Annotated in this window: 14 protein-coding genes; 4 read left to right on the top strand and 10 right to left on the bottom strand. The window is 39.9% G+C overall.

The genetic code is table 11. The annotated features are described in order from the left end of the window. Positions 1-799: 799 nt before the first annotated feature. Entirely contained in the window at positions 800-3,310 is a 2,511-nt protein-coding gene (locus J8L86_RS11005) for a bifunctional diguanylate cyclase/phosphodiesterase (RefSeq protein ID WP_211030266.1), read from the top strand. An 8-nt stretch (positions 3,311-3,318) separates the two neighbouring features. On the opposite strand, the gene J8L86_RS11000 is transcribed toward J8L86_RS11005, so the two are convergent. Both J8L86_RS11000 and J8L86_RS10995 read right to left on the bottom strand, forming a co-directional pair. Then, positions 3,319-4,263, bottom strand: a complete 945-nt coding sequence (locus J8L86_RS11000; RefSeq protein ID WP_247663332.1) for an alpha/beta fold hydrolase — start codon at positions 4,261-4,263, stop codon at positions 3,319-3,321. 152 nt (positions 4,264-4,415) lie between these two features. Beyond that, positions 4,416-6,251 carry a DUF885 domain-containing protein gene (locus J8L86_RS10995; protein ID WP_211030264.1) on the bottom strand — a complete coding sequence of 612 codons (1,836 nt, stop codon included), beginning with the start codon at positions 6,249-6,251 and terminating at the stop codon, positions 4,416-4,418. A 225-nt stretch (positions 6,252-6,476) separates the two neighbouring features. Between J8L86_RS10995 and add the strand changes: the two genes are divergently transcribed. Beyond that, a complete protein-coding gene (gene add, locus J8L86_RS10990) occupies positions 6,477-7,472 on the top strand; it encodes an adenosine deaminase (RefSeq protein ID WP_055025814.1) in 996 nt (331 codons plus the stop codon). 62 nt (positions 7,473-7,534) lie between these two features. Here add and hemN read toward each other — a convergent pair whose 3' ends face one another. The 5 genes from hemN to J8L86_RS10965 form a co-directional block, all read right to left on the bottom strand. Continuing rightward, on the bottom strand, positions 7,535-8,911 hold the full coding sequence (gene hemN / locus J8L86_RS10985; protein ID WP_080914512.1) for an oxygen-independent coproporphyrinogen III oxidase: 1,377 nt from the start codon (positions 8,909-8,911) through the stop codon (positions 7,535-7,537). 255 nt (positions 8,912-9,166) lie between these two features. Further along, positions 9,167-9,628 carry a DUF2489 domain-containing protein gene (locus tag J8L86_RS10980; protein ID WP_055025816.1) on the bottom strand — a complete coding sequence of 154 codons (462 nt, stop codon included), beginning with the start codon at positions 9,626-9,628 and terminating at the stop codon, positions 9,167-9,169. Positions 9,629-9,706: 78 nt separating this feature from the next. Next, positions 9,707-10,246: a Der GTPase-activating protein YihI gene (gene yihI, locus J8L86_RS10975; protein ID WP_065110308.1), complete on the bottom strand. Its 540-nt coding sequence runs from the start codon at positions 10,244-10,246 to the stop codon at positions 9,707-9,709. A 55-nt stretch (positions 10,247-10,301) separates the two neighbouring features. Further along, on the bottom strand, positions 10,302-10,964 hold the full coding sequence (locus J8L86_RS10970; protein WP_055025818.1) for a methyltransferase domain-containing protein: 663 nt from the start codon (positions 10,962-10,964) through the stop codon (positions 10,302-10,304). Positions 10,965-11,777: 813 nt separating this feature from the next. Next, positions 11,778-12,398, bottom strand: coding sequence for a c-type cytochrome (locus J8L86_RS10965; protein ID WP_055025819.1), 621 nt, complete (start codon positions 12,396-12,398; stop codon positions 11,778-11,780). A gap of 167 nt (positions 12,399-12,565) precedes the next feature. On the opposite strand from J8L86_RS10965, the gene yihA reads away from it, so the two are divergent. Further along, positions 12,566-13,228, top strand: coding sequence for a ribosome biogenesis GTP-binding protein YihA/YsxC (gene yihA, locus J8L86_RS10960; protein ID WP_055025820.1), 663 nt, complete (start codon positions 12,566-12,568; stop codon positions 13,226-13,228). Positions 13,229-13,857: 629 nt separating this feature from the next. Here yihA and polA read toward each other — a convergent pair. Further along, complete coding sequence (polA, locus tag J8L86_RS10955; protein ID WP_211030262.1) at positions 13,858-16,617, bottom strand: DNA polymerase I; 2,760 nt, start codon at positions 16,615-16,617, stop codon at positions 13,858-13,860. 385 nt (positions 16,618-17,002) lie between these two features. Here polA and elbB point away from each other — a divergent pair, with 385 nt between their 5' ends. Next, complete coding sequence (gene elbB / locus J8L86_RS10950) at positions 17,003-17,656, top strand: isoprenoid biosynthesis glyoxalase ElbB (RefSeq protein ID WP_065110305.1); 654 nt, start codon at positions 17,003-17,005, stop codon at positions 17,654-17,656. A gap of 102 nt (positions 17,657-17,758) precedes the next feature. On the opposite strand, the gene glpG is transcribed toward elbB, so the two are convergent. Further along, entirely contained in the window at positions 17,759-18,613 is an 855-nt protein-coding gene (gene glpG, locus J8L86_RS10945; RefSeq protein ID WP_065110304.1) for a rhomboid family intramembrane serine protease GlpG, read from the bottom strand. Continuing rightward, positions 18,610-18,918, bottom strand: coding sequence for a thiosulfate sulfurtransferase GlpE (glpE, locus tag J8L86_RS10940; protein WP_055025824.1), 309 nt, complete (start codon positions 18,916-18,918; stop codon positions 18,610-18,612). The genes glpG and glpE overlap by 4 nt, the downstream gene beginning before the upstream one ends. Positions 18,919-18,952 lie beyond the last annotated feature (34 nt).

Genomic DNA, 18,952 nt, shown 5'->3' with positions numbered 1-18,952 from the left:
GACGTAACGGGCTTTTTTGTGTCTGTTTGTTAAGTGGATTGAGTGTAGCGAAAGACAGTGTGGACGATATGCCCATGTGAAAGTCAGCTATGGTAAAGTGCCTAATTTGTTTTTTAAGAGAGTAGATAGCCCGTAACTCATGCAACGGGCTTTTTTGTGTCTGTAATTTAAGATATACATCTTCAGAAACGAAGCTAAAGCTCAATTTTAGACACATCAACAGCTGATAGTGTGATTGATATGCCCATGTGTAAGAAGCTCATCACCAAGCGCCTAGTTTCTCTTTAAGAGAGCAGATAGCTCGTTACTGACGTAACGGGCTTTTTTGTGTCTGTAGTTTAAGAATACATCCTCGGAAACAAAGCTATAGCTTAAGTTTAGACACATCAACTGCTAATCGTGTGATTGATATGCCAATGTGAAAGTCCGTCATTGCTAAGTGCCTAATTTCTCTTTTAAGAGAGCAGATAGCTCGTTACTCACGTAACGGGCTTTTTTGTGTTTGATCATTGAGGCAGATTGTTGAGAAAGTTATTCTCATTTTTGTGTGAGCTCATTATGAGCACTGGTAGATTTTTCCTCACAATGTGTCACTTAAGCAAACGAAATTTCTTATTTGTGTTTTTATCTAATAGCTAATTAATTCGTATATAAAAATGCTGGAAGAGCGTTAATATCCCTTAATAATCAGACAAATGTATTATGTTTTGGTTAAAGTCGTTTTTATAGTTGTTGATTGTGTTTGTCTTTAGTATGTTATCAATGCGATACATTCTTATTAACAACTAACGGTGTACATTTGCCAAAGCGACCTTCTTTTTCACTATCGTTCTTAGTGCCATTTTTCTTATGTTCTCTGTACTTATTATTAGTTAGCGGAGAGTTTTACTATGAGAGAGATGAATTACGTTCAGAGGTCGCAGCAAGAGAGACTAAACAGATTCAGAAAGATCTATTTAGGATGATCCATGTGGTAGAGTCCGCTCTGTCTGTACAAGATATTTCGAGAATTGAGCAAGAAGTATCCTTAGTTTCTACTGATAGCCATATGATGGTGTATGTCATTCTTGATGCTTCTAGTAGGATCAAGTTTGCTAACCATGTAATTTGGCGAGAAAGTGATGCGCAGAATGTTGTTGAAGGTTATTCAAACGATATTCATCAACAAGTTGTTGCCGATGGTGAGTCTTTTATCAAGGTCAATAAAGACCGTTTATCAATTCAAGCTTATTACCCTATTAACACATCTTCTAATTACAGCTACTCAAGTGCTGTAGATGTGATTTATCTAGAATATGATATTTCTTCACTTATTGCTGATGCATCAGATCAGTTACAAAAGCGCTTTGTTTTCATTTGGGGAGCAGGTGGCTTACTTGTCGTATTTTTCTGTTGGGCTTTATATTGGCTATTAGTCAGACCGGTAAAGCAATTAACTACAAGAGCAAAAAATGTTCTGCAATCTAAACCAGATAACACGAGAATTAATTGTCTAGTTGAAGAGGTGTATAACCTTGGCGAATCGTTATTACAGGCCGAAAAGCTAATTCAAGATAATAACCAAAAGGTGACCAACTCTGAGCAGCGTTGGCTGTATTCAATCAGTGCTAATAATAATGGCATATGGGATTGGAATACCCAGACGAATGAGGTCTTCTTATCTGATAATTGGAAAGAAATATTAGGTTATGAGACGAATGAAGTTACAAATAATTATGACGCGTGGGAATCTAGATTGCACCCAGATGAGAAAAACACTGTACTACGCGCTATTGAGCAATGCTTAGCTAATAAGACCGATCACTATGAGAGCGTGCACCGGTTACTCAATAAAAGTAACGAGTACATATGGGTGCTGGATATAGGACAGATTATTCAGTGGGATGACAAAGGTAATCCGATTCGCATGATTGGGTCTATTACTGATGTCACTGCAGAGCTGCAAAATCAAAAAATTACTGTAGAGCGCCAAAGTCATGCTGGTGTGTCTGATATTAAAGACCGTGAAGCATTAGCAAATGAACTATTTGATTTACAGGCTTATGCACGTAAGTCTGGTCAGTATTGCACTATGATGCTAATTAATTTGAGCAATATTAAGCTGGTTAATGAAGCTGTTGGCGAGCAATTGAGTGACAGATTATTAATGCAGATATCAGCACGATTAGCGGGGGCTTTTGCAGGAAGTTGCTTATTGAGCCGCTTAGGTGATGATGAGTTTGTTATTGCAGCTAAAAACTTAGGGGCGAACTTAGAACATGCTAACAAACGGGCTTTAGCGTTAGCGAGCGAAGTCAGGCAAGTTGTTGGACGAAGCTTTAATCTCTCAGGACAAGACTTTTCTGTTTTTACTCAAATCGGCATGGTGGTATTTGATGGTAAGGAGTCTTTAGACCCGAGTCAGTTATTATCTAGGGCAGATACTGCTTTAGGTAAAGCAATTGAGAGTCCCAATAACAGTTGCGTGTTACATAGTTTGCAACTAGATGGAAGTCATCATGAACCTCAAAAGCTTCATCAAGAATTAAAGAAAGCCATTAAGCTCAATCAAATGTCTTTAGTGTATCAACCGGTTGTTGATATTGATGGTAATACAGAAAGTGTCGAAGTACTGATGCGTTGGCATCATCCTGAGTTCGGTTACATTAGTCCTAAGCAGTTTATTCCAGTCGCAGAGCTGTCTAACTCTATTTTTGAGCTTGAATTATGGATGTTAGATGAAGTGTGTCGTTTCATCGATAGCTTGCACAATACAGAACTTTCTTGTCCTTGTTTTTCTATCAATATTTCCTCGAGGCACTTTCATCAAGATATGTTTGTCAGTGTTATCCAATCAAAAATTGAGTCTAGAGGTGTAAAACCGGAATATATTCAATTGGAGTTGTCAGAGGATATTTTTTCGATTAATCCAGTGACGGCGAAAGCTAAAATACAAACGTTGCAACGTTTAGGTGTCAGAGTCGCTTTGGATGACTTTGGCTCAGGATTGTGTCCGCTATATCGCTTACATGGGATCCATTTTTCACAAGTTAAGTTTGCAGCGAGTTATATCAACGATATTACGATTTCTGAAGACTCGAGAAACATATTCACCTCATTGGTTAATATGACTACAGAGCTTAACTACCCAGTCGTGGTAAAACAAATTGAAGACCGACAGCAATTAACCACACTCAGTCAGCTGAAGAGTAATCTATTCCAAGGATATGTGATTAGCCGACCGCTAACTCAACAGGACATAAAACACCTTCTAGAGTCAGAGTTGACCTTAAGTGTGGTTTGGAAGGTGCCTTTTAATGCCTTGTCTTAGTGCCTAATTCAATACTGATTTAAAAAAGTGACTAAGCTACTTAGTGCTTGGTTGCGTGCCTCATCTGCTTCGACAAAGACTTCATGACGACAGTTAGCAATCCTTTTTATCTGGCAAAGGTTATTCTCAGCTCTATTTTGCGCCATGTTATCGACAATTTCATCATCTAGCGCTTGGAGTATCAGGATTGGCTTAATGCTTAATGCTGCTGCATTTATTGCGCGCTCTGCGGCATCAATTGCTTCAAGTAACCAATGATTAGTGGGTGAGCCTAGTTGAATTTCAGGGTGTTGAGCAAACACATCTACAATCTGTTGGTACCTTGCTTGACTATGTGTCAGATGGTTTTTTTCGAACTCAACTGCTTGGTAATTGGTACCGCCGAGTACGTAGTTAGGCTGTTTATTTGGTTGTTTTTCATTGTAAGTATCTAATAGTGTTGCCAATGAGCGGATGAAAGCCTTATTAAATGGCAACTTTATTCCATACATGGGGGCGGAAAACACAGCAGCATTAAATACTGTCGGATGTTGCTGCATATATAAGGTTCCAATTGTTCCCCCCATTGAGTGGCCAACTAAATATAAATCTTGGTGCGCTTGGGGCTTTACCACTTGCTCAACGAAGTCATTTAGATCATCAATGTATGTTTGGAACTTATTAATATGCCCTTGATGCTTGTTGGTGGTTGTTCGAGTTGAAAGCCCCTGACCTCTATGATCGAGAATATATAAACTAAAGCCTTGTTGATAAAGATCGAACATTAGTTCTTTGTACTTCAAATAGCTTTCAACTCGACCACTGCTTATTACAATCGCTTTGCGACTATGTGGGTGAATAACATGAGCATAGGCGATGGAGATGTTCTCTTTGACCATGGTGGATTGCGTGACTGTTTGCCAGAATGCTTGTTGTTGATCGCTATTGAGTTGTTGTTCTGACGAAAAATACAAATCACTCACCTTTGGTTAACTGAAAATATATTGATATAAGATTGGGGCAGTGTAGCAAACTAACAGATGATATTTTAGTGAAAGTGATGTGTTGCGAGGAAACTTGCTATATTGACTGGTTTAGAGAACCAGTCAATATAGCGTTGACTTAGTTAAGCTTGTTTCTGTTGTTCCGCTATAAACTCATTTACTTTTTGCTCTAAAATTTCCATGGTGATTGAACCATTTTCTAGTAACGCATCGTGAAATAATCGGATATCGAAGTCTTCGCCTAATGCTTCTTCAGCTTTATTGCGTAAACGCTTAATCGTGAGCTCACCGATTTTGTATGATAATGCTTGTCCTGGCCATGAAATATAACGGTCGATTTCTGTGGTCACATTGTGCATTGATAGCGCAGTATTACTTGCCATAAAGTCAATGGCTTCTTGTCTTGTCCAACCTTTAGCATGCATGCCAGTATCGACGACAAGTCTTGCAGCGCGCCACATTTCATATGTTAAGCGACCAAAATTACTATACGGGTCTTGATAAAAACCTGCTTCAAGGCCGAGATATTCAGAGTATAAACCCCAACCTTCACCAAATGCAGAGATATAACTGTATCGTCTGAAGTTAGGTAAATCAGTTAGCTCTTTGTTTAATGATATTTGCAGATGATGACCCGGTACAGCTTCGTGTAAAGTGAGTGCTTCCATTTCATAAAGTGGACGTTTATCTAAGGCATAGGTATTGACCCAGTAATAGCCTGGCTCATCGTCTCTATTGGAGCCAGAGTAGCGACCTGTTGTGTACTTAGGCGCTATTTCCGCAGGTACTGGCTTAATACCATAAGGCGTGCGGGGTAGCGTTGCGAAGTATTTAGGCAATACGGCATCGGCTTTTTTGGCAATATAAGCCGCTTCTTTTAATAGTTCTTCTGCCGTTTTGGGGTAGAACTGAGGATCTGTACGTAAAAAGTGTAAGAAGTCAGCGAAGCTGCCTTCAAACTCAACATCTGATATCACTTGTTCCATTTCCGCTTTGATTCTCGCTACTTCCTCAAGACCGAGCGCGTGTACTTCATCAGCTGTCATATCCAGAGTTGTGTAGTAAGCAACTCTGTTTTGATAAAAAGCTTTGCCATTAGGTAGATCGTTAGCAGCAATCGAGGTTCGCGCATTCGGGATATATTCTTGCGTCATAAAGTCAAAAAACTGCTGATACAAGGGGAGCACTTGTTCACTGACCACTTGTTTGCCTTTTTTCTCAAGTTTCGCTTTTTGCTCAGCAGTAAAGTGACTTGGAAATTGGGTAAATGGTTTGAAGTATCGACTTTGCTCTACAGGCACAATGTACGCGCTAATGCTATCTTCGAAGCCTGTTAAAGTCGCTTTAGCTGGTGTAATACCATTACTTAGCCCTTGTTTTAGCCAAAAGGTCTGTTGAGCAAAGTAATTTGATAACGCTGCTAATTTGGTTAAGTAGTTTTCATAATCTTGAGTTGTGTTGAATGTGGCATTAGCCATAGATGCGACATATGCATGGAAACCACTTTCTGCCGTTATTGGTAGGTAATGATCTTTATAACGGTATAAATCAACCTCATTTTGCAGTTGGTATTGTAGCAACTGTGCATTTATCTTACCTGTTGCCGATAGCGTGTTTTGGTCAAGTTGCTTTAAAGATGAAAGGAGTTCTTGCTGACGTATGTTTTTGGCTGCCAGTGTCTCAGGCGACAAGTTGGGTAGTTGTGAAGCTTTGGATTCATCACCAAGTGAATAAGCGAGCTGAGGAGAAAAATCTAAGTTAACTTGCCAGGCTTTATCTATAATTGATTGAAGATCCATGTCTTCAACTTTTTTGCTGGCTGAGACATTTTGCGTTTCGCTTGCGACTTCTTCACTTTTGTAATTATCGCCAAGATAATATTGGGCTTTTGAGCCAGTGGTCATTTTGCAGCCAGTTATTGACAGCATGATTATCGCGGGCAAGATTAGCTTACGCATGTTGTATCCCTATGTAGACTTTGAATTTTGGGTTAAATTTCTCAGTTACAACATAACAATTCAACAGTTAGCACGCTAGCGGTTCAGGCGGAAATATTTGTTACTGATTGTACTATTTAGGCGATTAAAACGTCATTTTTTTGTGGAGGCGTGTTAAACTTCGCCATGCTAGATGTTCATTATAAAGAAAACAGATTTAGCTTAAAAAATTAATAGGGGTTAATAATGATCAATACATCCATTCCATTAGTTGATTTGCATCGTCACTTAGATGGCAACGTTAGAGTCAATACCATTTGGGAACTCGGACATCAGCATGGAATTAAGCTGCCTGCACAAACGTTAGAAGCTCTTGCTCCGTTTGTTCAGATCCAAGGTAAGGAAAACAGCTTAGTCGCTTTTTTAAAAAAGCTGGATTGGATGGTAGCTGTATTAGCGGACTTAGATGCAGTCAAACGTGTCGCATATGAAAATGTCGCAGATGCAGCGATATCAGGATTAGATTATACCGAGTTACGCTTTAGCCCGTATTATATGGCAATGAATCACAATTTACCGATTGAAGGTGTGGTTGAGGCTGTCATTGATGGTGTCAAAGCTGGTGTGAAGGAGCACGATGTTAAAGTTAACCTTATTGGCATTATGTCGCGTTCGTTTGGTCAAGAAAAATGCCGCTTAGAGCTTGAAGGTCTGCTTGCTCACCGTGATGCATTAGTTGGTATGGATTTAGCCGGAGATGAATTGGGTTTCCCTGGTGACTTATTTAATGAACATTTTAAATTAGTCCGTGATGCTGGCTTACAGATTACAGCACATGCTGGTGAAGCTGCAGGTGCAGAGAGCATGTGGCAAGCGATTCAAGAGCTAGGTGCGACTAGGATAGGGCATGGTGTAAATGCTATTCATGACCCTAAGTTGATGGAGTATTTGGTTAAACACTCAATAGGTATTGAATCTTGCCCTACCAGTAACTTACATACTTCTACAGTGGCTGATTATGATGCTCACCCATTTACGCAATTCTTAGATGCGGGTGTATTGATTGGACTCAATACCGATGACCCTGGTGTGAGCAATATTGATATTCAGCATGAATATCGTATTGCCAAGTCTGAACTTAACCTATCTGATGAGCAAATTGCCCAAGTACAACGTAATGGCGTTGAAATGGCATTTTTATCAGACAGTGAAAGAAAAGCACTATACGCATCAAAAAAGTAATGAATGTTTAGATAATAAAAAACCGCTGAAATCAGCGGTTTTTTTGTTTTCATTTCCGTGTATTAGATAACACGTGAGAACTGTTGTTGACGTGCTTTTTGACGATAATAAACATCAAAACACATACAAATATTACGAATCAATAAACGGCCTGTAGGGCTAATTGTTAGTTTACGATCTGTAATATCAACCAGTTTGTCATCGATGAAGGTTTGTAGCAGCTTTAAGTCTTCTGCAAAGTATTCTTCAAAGTTCAAGTCAAATTGCTGTTCAATTTTAGTTAAATCTAAATCGAAGTGACAGATCATTTGCTTAATGACGACACGGCGAATTTCGTCATCACGATTTAAGCTACAGCCTTTCCACAATGCATGACCAGTTTCATCAATTGACTCGTAGTAAGGGCGAATATCTTTCTGGTTTTGAGCGTAACAATCACCAATCTGGCTGATTGAAGAAACACCTAAGCCCAGCAAGTCACACTCTTCTTGCGTTGTATAACCTTGGAAATTACGGTGAAGCTTACCTTCGTTTTGTAGCTTAGATAACTCGTCGTCAGGCTTAGCAAAGTGATCCATACCAATGAACTGATAACCTGCAGAGGTCAATGATTCAATGGTTTGGTGCAGCATGTCGAGCTTTTGCTGTGGCGATGCCATATCTTCATCTTTAATTTTACGCTGTGCTGCAAAACGAGACGGTAAATGAGCATAGTTAAAGATTGATAAACGATCAGGTGATAGCTCAATAACACGCTGAATCGTTTCAGCGAAAGTTTCTGGTGTTTGATGTGGTAAGCCGTAAATTAAATCGGCATTAGTAGACACAAACCCCATGTCTTTTGCTTTAGCCATTAGGTCAAAAATGAATTTCTCATCTTGCTCACGGTTAACAGCAACTTGTACTTTTTTATTGAAGTCTTGAACACCAATAGAAATACGATTAAAGCCAGCTTCTTTAAGTGTATCCAACATCGATAGTTCGATTTCACGTGGATCGACTTCAATTGAGAACTCGCCTTCATCAGCAAAGTTAAAGTGACTTTTTATTAATTTAGACAGGGTTAAGATTTGCTCTGGGTTTAAGAATGTCGGTGTACCGCCACCCCAGTGCATTTGAGTCACTGTGTAGTGTTTGAATAAAGGAGCGCGTTTTATGATTTCGCTGGCAAGATATTCAATATACTGATCAGCCTTATGAGCATGACGAGTAATGACTTTATTACATCCACAGTAATAACAAAGCTTGGCGCAGAAGGGGATGTGAATATATAAAGACAGCTTATCGCTTTTACTGGTTTCGATAGCAGATAGTAGGTTTTGCTCAGTAAAAGTATCATCAAACTCTAATGCCGTTGGATACGACGTATAGCGTGGACCACTGTAGTTATATTTTTCGATCATCGACTGATCCCAACTTATTTGTGTGGGCTGCTTCAAGGCGCGTCCTCCGAGTAAATTAGCAATAGACGAAGTATGCAGCCATCTTTGACAAAAAACCTTGAACTACGTTGTAAATTTGAAACTTGATGTTGCTAGAAAGGCCATATTTAGCCAGAAAGCTGTGAAGTTTTGTGAATTTGTGCAATGGCTCACAGCCTTAGCTACGCACTTGGGGCAGAAACCTGCCTCATATTAACTTATTGATAATAATGAGACTTGTTATCAAATAGAGGTCTTAGTCGTTAATAAACTCTAATGCACGAAATGAAATTGTGTGATTTTTTTTGCATCATCCAGTATGCCTTGTTCCAGTTTAGCTTCAGATTTCATCCGCGCTAAATCTAGCTTCATTCGCTGTTGTTTGGCTAATGCCTTACGCTCTTCTTTAATAGGATGCGCTTTGATGCAGTCGTAATGCTCAAAAATGCTCGGGAACTCAACAGCCATTTGTTCAGACATGGATAATGCTTCAAATAATTTAGCGATACGCATGACACCCTCTGAAGGCTCACATCGTTCTTCAAGCATTGCTGAAGCGATATATTTAATATCATCCAATACTTTCTGCTTTTTTTGTTTGGCATCGTTTAAACGTTGCTGCTTGGCCGCTTGTGCTACTTTTTGCTGTTTGTTGAGTTTGCTTAATAGGAAAACTGCGTAACACGCTAATAGAACTACAATAACAACGGCGATAACAATAACAATGCTAGACACAAACTATCCTTATTAACTTATTCACTATGCAAGATATAAAAATGGCATGCCGACTAAAGCATGCCATCTAAAACACTCTTATGACTGGTAGTCTTTTAAGACATCGGCACCTGTTTCAAAGCGATCATATAAATCATCATCAGATGCCACTTTACCTGTTTGAGGCGGAAGTTCTTCTGCATCTGAAATACCCAATTTTTCCATTAAGGCTTCAATTTTAGAAAGTTGACCATCTAACCACTTTTGATCGTCAGCGGATAGGTTTTTACCTTCTTCTAATAAGTCCAGTAATTGGTTAAATCTTGGGTCTTCTTCAAGCTTAAGTAATTTTTGCTCATCTGTTAGCTTTGGCTGTTTTACTTTTGCTTCGGCTTTTTCTGCGACAGGCGCAATATTTAACGCAACAGGCTTTTTACTGCCATGGCGAGGATCGTTATTTTTCGTCGTTTTGATATGCGGTGATTGCTTTTCAATTAGCGCTTCATTATGACGACTGCCAGACTTACGGCCGCTTTCTGTTTTTTTGCCGCCAATGGCTTTACGCTCAGATTTTTTGACTCTTGGTGCTTGTTTAGGGCCATTTTCGCCGCCCTTGCGCGATTTTTTGCTACGAGCCATCGGTGATCTCATGTAGTTGTATAAATTTGGCTAGATGGGTATGAGCCACCTCGCACTAAATAAGGATGCGCTTTATATCAGACTTTGATGTTTTTTGCATCAATACGAGCTCTTTAGCTGCAAATAATAGCTTAAATTCGCTATTTTGTGCCAAATACTCGAAAGTTTGTTGGCTATAGAAGCTCACGTGGCTGGGATTGTTTTTAAAATGCCACTTCGAAAAAAGGCTTAAATCAGTTAGCAGTGAGGTGCTGATTGCTAACCAGCCGCCTTCTTTTAATAAGCTAGATAATAAAGCCCACTCTTTAGCGGGTTGTTGAAAATGCTCAAGTACTCGATAGCAACAAATGAAATCATATTGGCGATTAAATATATGCTGATCAATTTTTATAAATGGGTCGTATTGATAAAGACAGTGTCCTGCATGTTCTATTTTATCTAAACTATTACTGTCCAATACTCGGCCAAAATTAAGGCCAGTTAATGGACCATGTTGCTGAGCGCTAATTTGGGTAAGTAAAGGTTGGATGAATTGAACAAGCTGTTTTTGCTTTGAGGCTTTATTGGCTCTGCCATAGCGTTGTTTTAACGCTGCAGGCATTAGATATGATTGTGGGTTTGCAAAGACTAGATGGCAGTCAGAGCAGGTATAAAATGCTCTTTTTTTGTCTTGAATAAAAAACTCAGCAGCATTGCTGCACAACGGGCATTTAATCATTGATATAAGATGTGACCCAACAAAGATGATAATTATCAATCAATAGCAGATTTTTTGAAAATAAGAAATAAAAAAGGTGGCAGTAAACTGCCACCTTGAAAGATAGTGCTTATCGCACCAAATTTTGATTCCAAGTATCCATACTTGCTATGTGACTATCCCGGTCAGTATCCATCTTATTTTTAGAGCTTTCCGTGCATTTTTAGTTGTTATCGGTCTTCAATGACACTTTTTTTATATCCTGTTGCCGTCCTGACCACAGCTTCCGTAGATGGTCTTCAATGACTCATCAATATCCTTAGTTGTCTTCAATGACATGAGTAAACAATCCGTGTTTAAAAGTACCTTCCAGTGATAAACAAGCCTCCGCAAGTGCATCCTAAGCAAATTAGCTTCCTATGCTGCTACTTTAATCCTTAAAGTAGTGTCCTTATGGGGTTCTATCTCTGTTGCGTAAGGGAGTGCTATTTAAGCGTATCGACCAATAAGGTCTGTTCCTTACAAATTCTGTATGACCTGGATTTCAAGCTGAAATCACGACTCTTATTATTATTAGTGAGTGGTCTTATTTATATTATTGTTATTTATTAATTTTATTCTTATATCTTAAATGTAAACGTATCCGAAATCTGTGAAGTAGAATTAATATTTTTGTTCTCACAGTTGGGTTCATCTCGGTACGGGGCTATTTAACCCTAAAAGCGTGATCTCTGTCAAGCGTGAATATTGATAAGTTTACGTAAACGTAAACATTGCGTAATAAAAAAGGGTGAATAATCACCCTTTTAGCTTCATCAATTTATGAATAAAAAATTACTTAAGGCTTGAAATGTATTGAGATAAAACTTCAATGTCACTGTCAGATAACTTTTTAGACACATCCTGCATCATGCCATTTAAATCATTGTTACGACTTGTATCACGGAATTTGGTTAACTGAATCTTGATGTAATCAGCATGCTGACCACCAATCGCAGGGAAGCCTGCTAGCTCACCGCCTTTTCCGTCTGGTCCATGACAAGCCATACATGAAGTAATGCCACGAGCCATGTCTCCACCTTTATATAAAGCCTCACCTTCGGCTGGCACATTGGCCACATCAGCTACCGTTTGAGTTTGGCTTGCGTAATAAGCAGAAACATCTTTAATATCTTGTTCAGATAAAGGCAATGACATGCCAGTCATGGTAGGATCATTACGACCTTCTTTGCCGCCGCTTTTCGCTGCCGCTTGGAAATCATGTAATTGTTTTTCTAGATAAGATGCGTGCTGTCCGGCCAATTTAGGCCATATAGGAGCAATGCTGTTACCGTCAACACCGTGACAGGCAGAACACATAACTGATTTAGTTTTACCCGCTTCCACATCACCTTCAGCGATTGCAGGCGTTGATATAGCGGCAAATACAGACAGCGCAAGAGCTAACTTTTTCATGGCGTTCCAACTTCTTGTTTAATTTATTGTCCTGAGCTTACTAGGAAGACCCGCAAGCGTGGTAAAATCTACAAACTGTGATCAGGCTAATATTTTACACGAAAATGTGGAAAAGTAAGCAAATCTTACATAATTAAGGTATTACCTAAAAATTATTGGAGTAAATCGTGTCAGAAACGCGTATAGATTTTCGAAAAACCAAGTTTTTAATTAGTGCGCCAGACATTGCACATCTCGATCAGTACTTGCCTGGTGATACTGGAGTAGAAATTGCGTTTGCTGGCCGCTCAAATGCGGGTAAGTCTAGTGCTTTAAATGCACTTACTGAGCAAAAAAACTTAGCGAGAACCAGTAAAACCCCTGGGCGAACTCAACTTATTAACGTTTTTGAGTTAGATGAAAACCGTCGCTTAGTCGATTTACCTGGCTATGGTTTTGCTAAGGTACCTTTAGCGATGAAGAATAAATGGCAAAAAGCCTTAGGTGAATATTTGCAAGAGCGCGCCTGTCTAAGCGGTGTCGTTGTGTTGATGGATATTCGACATCCGTTAAAAGATTTAGATATGCAAATGATTGAGTGGGCGGTATTAAGTGAAATCCCCGTTTTAGCATTACTGACTAAATCCGATAAACTTGCTCAAAATGTCAAAATGAAAACAGTTAATGCCGTGCGCAAAGAGCTGGCTGAATTTGGTGACTGGGTAAAAGTTGAGCCTTTCTCATCATTAAAAGGCACTGGAAAACCTAAAGTCTTAGGTATTTTAAACGAGTGGTGCAATCCCAGCTGGTTGACTGAAGCTGAGCAGCAGGCAGAGCAAGATAAAGAATAACTGATAGCGTAAACCGCTTTAATGCAGCCGTTGAGTTAATTCACTCAGCGGCTTTTTTGTGCTTAAGGTTTGAATATAACGGTATATTGGCACTAGGCGGTGAATATTAAGCAAAAAAAAACCGACGACATAATGTCACCGGTTAAAAAAATTAGCTCTTTTGGGGAGAAGCTAAATTCAACAAGACTCAAGTGCCACCTACTCATCGATGACGCTCAATAACGATATAGTAATCGTTTTTTACACAGATTTAAAGTATTTACTCTAAAATAAATTTTTGGCAAAAAAAAGCTCCAGCACAAAAATGCTGGAGCGCCATAATTCGGCTTGTCACTATTTCTAGCGAATAAAAAAGGTCTGAAAGATGGAACATCTTAACCTCTGTACCCTACGCAGATGATAATACGTCATTAGCCTTAAAATGAAAAACTGTTTTTTATAAAAATGAACAATAATGTGAAGTTTGACACAAATGTCGTTGAAAAAATCGCCTTGTCGATGAAATTATCTTCAAAAAAAACAATCCCGCAGTGATAAAACTACGGGATTGTCGGGTTTTGTATTGAAGCTGTTGTGATTTTTATATGTTAGGACAACTTATATAAACCGAGATAACATATTCGATATGGCTAATGCGCTTCATCCCAGTTGTCACCGATACCAGCTTCAGCTAATAAGGTCACATCAAGGCTTGCTGCTTGAGCCATCAATTCACATACTTTTGCCTGTAGTGCATCTGCTTTTGATTCATCAATTTCGAATACCAACTCATCGTGTACTTGCATGATCATGGTTATTTCGCCGTTTGTCTCTGACTTAATCCATTGGTCGATGGTAATCATCGCCTTTTTAATGATGTCAGCTGCTGTACCTTGCATTGGGGCGTTAATTGCTGCCCGCTCAGCGGCTTGGCGTCGCATAGCATTACGGTCTTTAATATCTGGCAGATACAATCTTCTTCCATATAGGGTTTCAACATAGCCGACTTCGGCAGCAAGCGCGCGCGTGTCTTCCATGTATTTAAGCACTCCAGGATATCGAGCAAAGTAGGTATCGATATAGGTTTGAGCTTCTTTACGTGGAATATCCAATTGTTTAGCCAGTCCAAAGGCTGACATACCGTAGATTAGCCCGAAATTAACCGCTTTAGCGCGGCGGCGCTGCTCAGTGGTGACTTCTTCAAAGTGAACGCCAAAGACTTCAGCTGCGGTAGCTTTGTGAATATCTTTATTCTCAGCGAATGCGGTCAATAAACCTTTATCCTGAGATAAGTGAGCCATAATACGCAGTTCAATTTGAGAGTAATCAGCAGCCAGAACTTTACGACCTTCTGGTGCGATAAACGCTTGCCTAATCCGACGGCCTTCCTCTGTTCGGATAGGGATATTTTGTAAGTTAGGCTCGCTTGATGATAATCGACCTGTAGCGGCATTAGCTTGGTGGTAACTAGTATGTACTCGGCCCGTTTCAGCATTGACCATTAAAGGAAGCTTATCGGTATATGTGCTTTTCAGTTTGGATAAACTGCGGTGTTGTAAAATTAACTTAGGTAACGGGTAGTCTAATGCTAATTCAATCAATACATCTTCAGCTGTAGATGGTGCGCCTTTTGGCGTTTTTTTGATGATCGGGTATCCGAGCTTCTCAAAAAATAACGCTTGTAGTTGCTTTGGAGAGCTTAAATTAAACTTCTCGCCAGCAATGTCATAGGCCTTGGTTTCAAGCTCATCAATTTTCTGGGCTAACTCATCACTTTGCTGGCTCAGCAGCATGCTATCAATCAATACACCTTGGCGTTCAATGTCTGATAACACTTGAATAAGCGGCAGCTCTAGATCGTTAAATACCGAAGTTAGCTTGGCTTCTTTTTCTACTCTTGGCCATAAATGTTGGTGCAAACGTAAGGTAATATCAGCATCTTCTGCTGCATAAGGGCTGGCTACATCTAATTCGACTTGGTTAAAAGTCAGCTGCTTTGCACCTTTACCTGCAATTTCTTCAAAGCTAATATTTTTATGGCCTAAGTATTTAAGCGCTAATCCATCCATATCATGGCGTGAAGCGACTGAGTTAAAGACATAAGATTCAAGCATAGTATCAAACTGGACCCCTTTTAGGGTGATCCCAGCATTGGCAAAAATACTGATGTCGTACTTAAGGTTTTGGCCGACTTTTTTGATGCTATCACTTTCAAGAATAGGCCTTAGTTGCTCTAAAGCATATTTCATAGGAAGTTGCTCAGGCGCATCTAAATAATCGTGTGCTAGTGGAAGGTAAGCGGCTTTGCCCGCTTCAATGGCAAACGAAATGCCAACTAGCTTAGCTTCCATATAATTTAAGCTGGTGGTTTCGGTATCAACTGCAATGAGTTCAGCTTTAGACAGTTTACTAATCCAATTAGCTAAATCAGTTTCGGTTAATATTGTCTCATATTCAACATCAATGGCAGGAGTGGCCTCTTGGACTTCGTTAGTCGTGGTGGCTGTAGCTGTAGAAAAGGCAGATTTGTTATCTAACACCTCAGCTAACCAGCGTTTAAACTCCATTTCCCCGAACAGTTTAATTAACTCGTCACGGTTTTGTGGCTGAATTTCGAGAGGCGCCCAATCATCATCCCATTCAACATCGGTTTTGATGGTCGCAAGATCGTAAGATAATTGAAGCATTTCTTTGTTGTCTTCAATCTTTTTAGGCATGGTTTTAGAGCCACGGAATGTCACATCTAAAACACTTTGTGGATTTGCAATTAGCTTATCGACACCTCCTACACCTGTCAGCATTGCCAAGGCGGTTTTTTCTCCGACACCTGGTAAGCCTGGTATGTTATCGGCTTTATCACCCATCATGGCCAATAAGTCGATAATGAGCTCGGGTCCAACGCCAAATTTTTCGGTTACTTCAGCTGGGCCCATAATGGTATCTGTCATGGTATTAATGAGTGTGACATTGTCATCAACTAATTGCGCCATATCTTTATCACCCGTGCTGATAAGGGTGGCGCGGCCTTCTTTGCTGGCTTTTAGTGCAATAGTACCGATGACATCATCAGCTTCGACACCTGGAATACAAATTAGGGGTAATCCCAGCGCATGAATAATGGCGTGAAGTGGGGCGATTTGTGAGCGTAAATCATCCGGCATAGGAGGACGCTGCGCTTTGTACTCACTATACATATCATTACGGAAGGTTTTTCCTTTAGCGTCGAAAACCACTGCAATATGGCTAGGGTTATAGCGACTCATTAAGCTGCGAAGCATATTGACTACACCATAAACAGCACCTGTTGCTTCGCCTTTTGAATTAGTCAAATGTGGTGGTGCATAAAACGCACGATAAAGATAAGAAGATCCATCCACAAGGACGAGTGGGTTATTGGGGATTGTTGGCATAGTCTGTTTTCATTTTCAGTATTCTGAGATGGCCTTAGAATGCCACATACAAGGATTTTCGGCCACGGAAAATTAACTCTCAGGCTGTGGATAACTCTGTGAGTGAATTAATTTATCTTATAAAGGTGTTTTAATTACGACTGGGAATAAAACGTTTAAATTATTGAAAATAAATGTTTTTTAATATTTTTGTGAGTTTAATTGTAGTTTTTAAAAATATTCCTAATTTGTGGACTTTTTTAATATCTTTCTTGATTTAGTCAATTATTTGGTACAGTTTTTAAACCATGAAATAATTTCGAGAAACTAAGTTAGCATGTTTTTTAATCAGATCAATAGATTTGTTTGAAAAAAGTTAAATTAAGCCACTTTATAGGGATCTAAAATGAAAAATATTGCTGTGTTACTGAGCGGTTGTGGTGTTTATGATGGCGCAGAAATACACGAGTCAGTGTTAACCTTGCTGGCGTTATCAAAAGCAGGGGCTAATTATCAATGCTTTGCACCTGATGTTGAACAAATGCATGTGGTGAATCATCTTAATGGCGAAATAAATGGTGCAGAAACTCGTAACGTTTTGCAAGAGTCTGCCAGAATTTGTCGCGGTGAAGTGCTAAACGTTCAGTCATTAGATATCACTGAATATGATGGTTTGATTGTGCCTGGCGGTTTTGGTGCGGCAAAAAACTTATGCGATTTCGCCGTCGCAGGAAGTGGCAGTACAGTTGAGCCTAGTGTCGAAGCGTTTATTCAAGAATTTGCTTTAGTGAAGAAACCTATCGGGTTTATGTGTATTGCGCCGGTTATGATCCCTAGCATTTTTAAAACCAACCCTATTGGCACGATCGGTAATGATAGTGGAACCGCCCAGGCCTTCACAGAAATGGGGGGTGACCACCGTGATGCTACCGTTGAAGATATTATCGTTGATACACACAATAACATCGTATCCACACCTGCTTACATGCTTGCGAATAGCATTGCAGAGGCAAATGTAGGTATTGAAAAGCTAGTGGCTAAAGTACTTGAAATGACGTGATTAAAAAATGTACGTGTCATACATTACTCTTAACGCTGAACTGGAATGAAGTGACATATTCGATTCTCGATAGCTTAACTTGTGAAGCTATCGAGACAGGAGTTACTGATCGACCCGAGTATTGCTTTGCCTTTGGCTATCAAAAAAGCCTTGCGCTAACCCGACTAACAAGCCTCCGATATGTGCGCCGTTGGCTATTGGCATTCCCAATAGATCGGTAAAGCCTAAAACTAACCAAATCAGCATAAAAGTCATATAACTATTGGGTAAGCCAATACCTGCATCTGGTTTTCGTTGACCCATAATCCAAGTATATCCAACAACGGCGTAAACGACGCCAGATAAACCACCAAAGTTAGGGCCTGTCATCATATATTGCACTAGGCTTGGCAAGGTGCCTGCAACGACCAGTAATATCAACAGTGGTCGTGTGCCAAGTTTTGTTTCTATTTTACCGCCTAAATACCACCACCAAAGTAAATTGAAGATAAGATGCATGGCTGAAAAGTGCATTAAGCTAGGGGTAAAGGCACGCCAAACTTGGCTAAAGTCGCTACCAGGAACTGCCCCAAAGAAGGACAAAGCGCTAAAAACGTGATTAGCAAAGCCGAGGTTCATCGCAGCAAAGACAACCATGCAGACAAAAAAAGTGATTAGGGTTAAAGGGCCTGCTCCGGTAATAAATTGTTGCACTAGGCCTAAAGAGGACGAGCCATAATCGAGCTTAGTTTGGGTTGAACCATTATCCCAAGAGGCTTCTAAATATTTCTTTTGATATGGGTTTTGTCTAAAAAGCTCAAATTCATGCTTGGCTTGTTCAGCTTTTGTTTCATCATACACGACCAGAGATACCCCGTTTGCAGTCACAACGGGTACACACTCAATATCTAACCCTTTCAAGTAGTCGATAAAGGCTTGAGCTGCGCGTGCGTGGGGTAACTGGCCGATTTCAATCATGCGTGCGCTGCGCTCCAAGCTGTAAAGCCACCGTCTAAGCTATATACGTCATCAAATCCTTGTTCAATTAAGTAACCTGCTGCACCTTGACTACTAATGCCGTGATAACAGACAACGACTAATGGCATATCCATGTCCGCTTCTGCTATTACATGAGCAATGTTCTCATTAGTGAGATGAATTGATCCTTCAATATGACCTGCTGCATAACTCGCAGCATCACGGATATCGACGATTTGGACATCACTTGAGTCTGCTGTCATATGGATTAATTCATTGATTGAAAGGTGCTTAAATGTGCTCATGCTATACCGCTGCTATGTGAAATGGGATAAAAGT

Origin of the sequence: Shewanella sp. MMG014, from assembly GCF_018100775.1 — a bacterium.
Lineage (GTDB): Bacteria > Pseudomonadota > Gammaproteobacteria > Enterobacterales > Shewanellaceae > Shewanella > Shewanella japonica.
The sequence above is the reverse complement of the archived record's forward strand: the minus strand, read 5'-3'. Positions and strand labels throughout refer to the sequence as shown.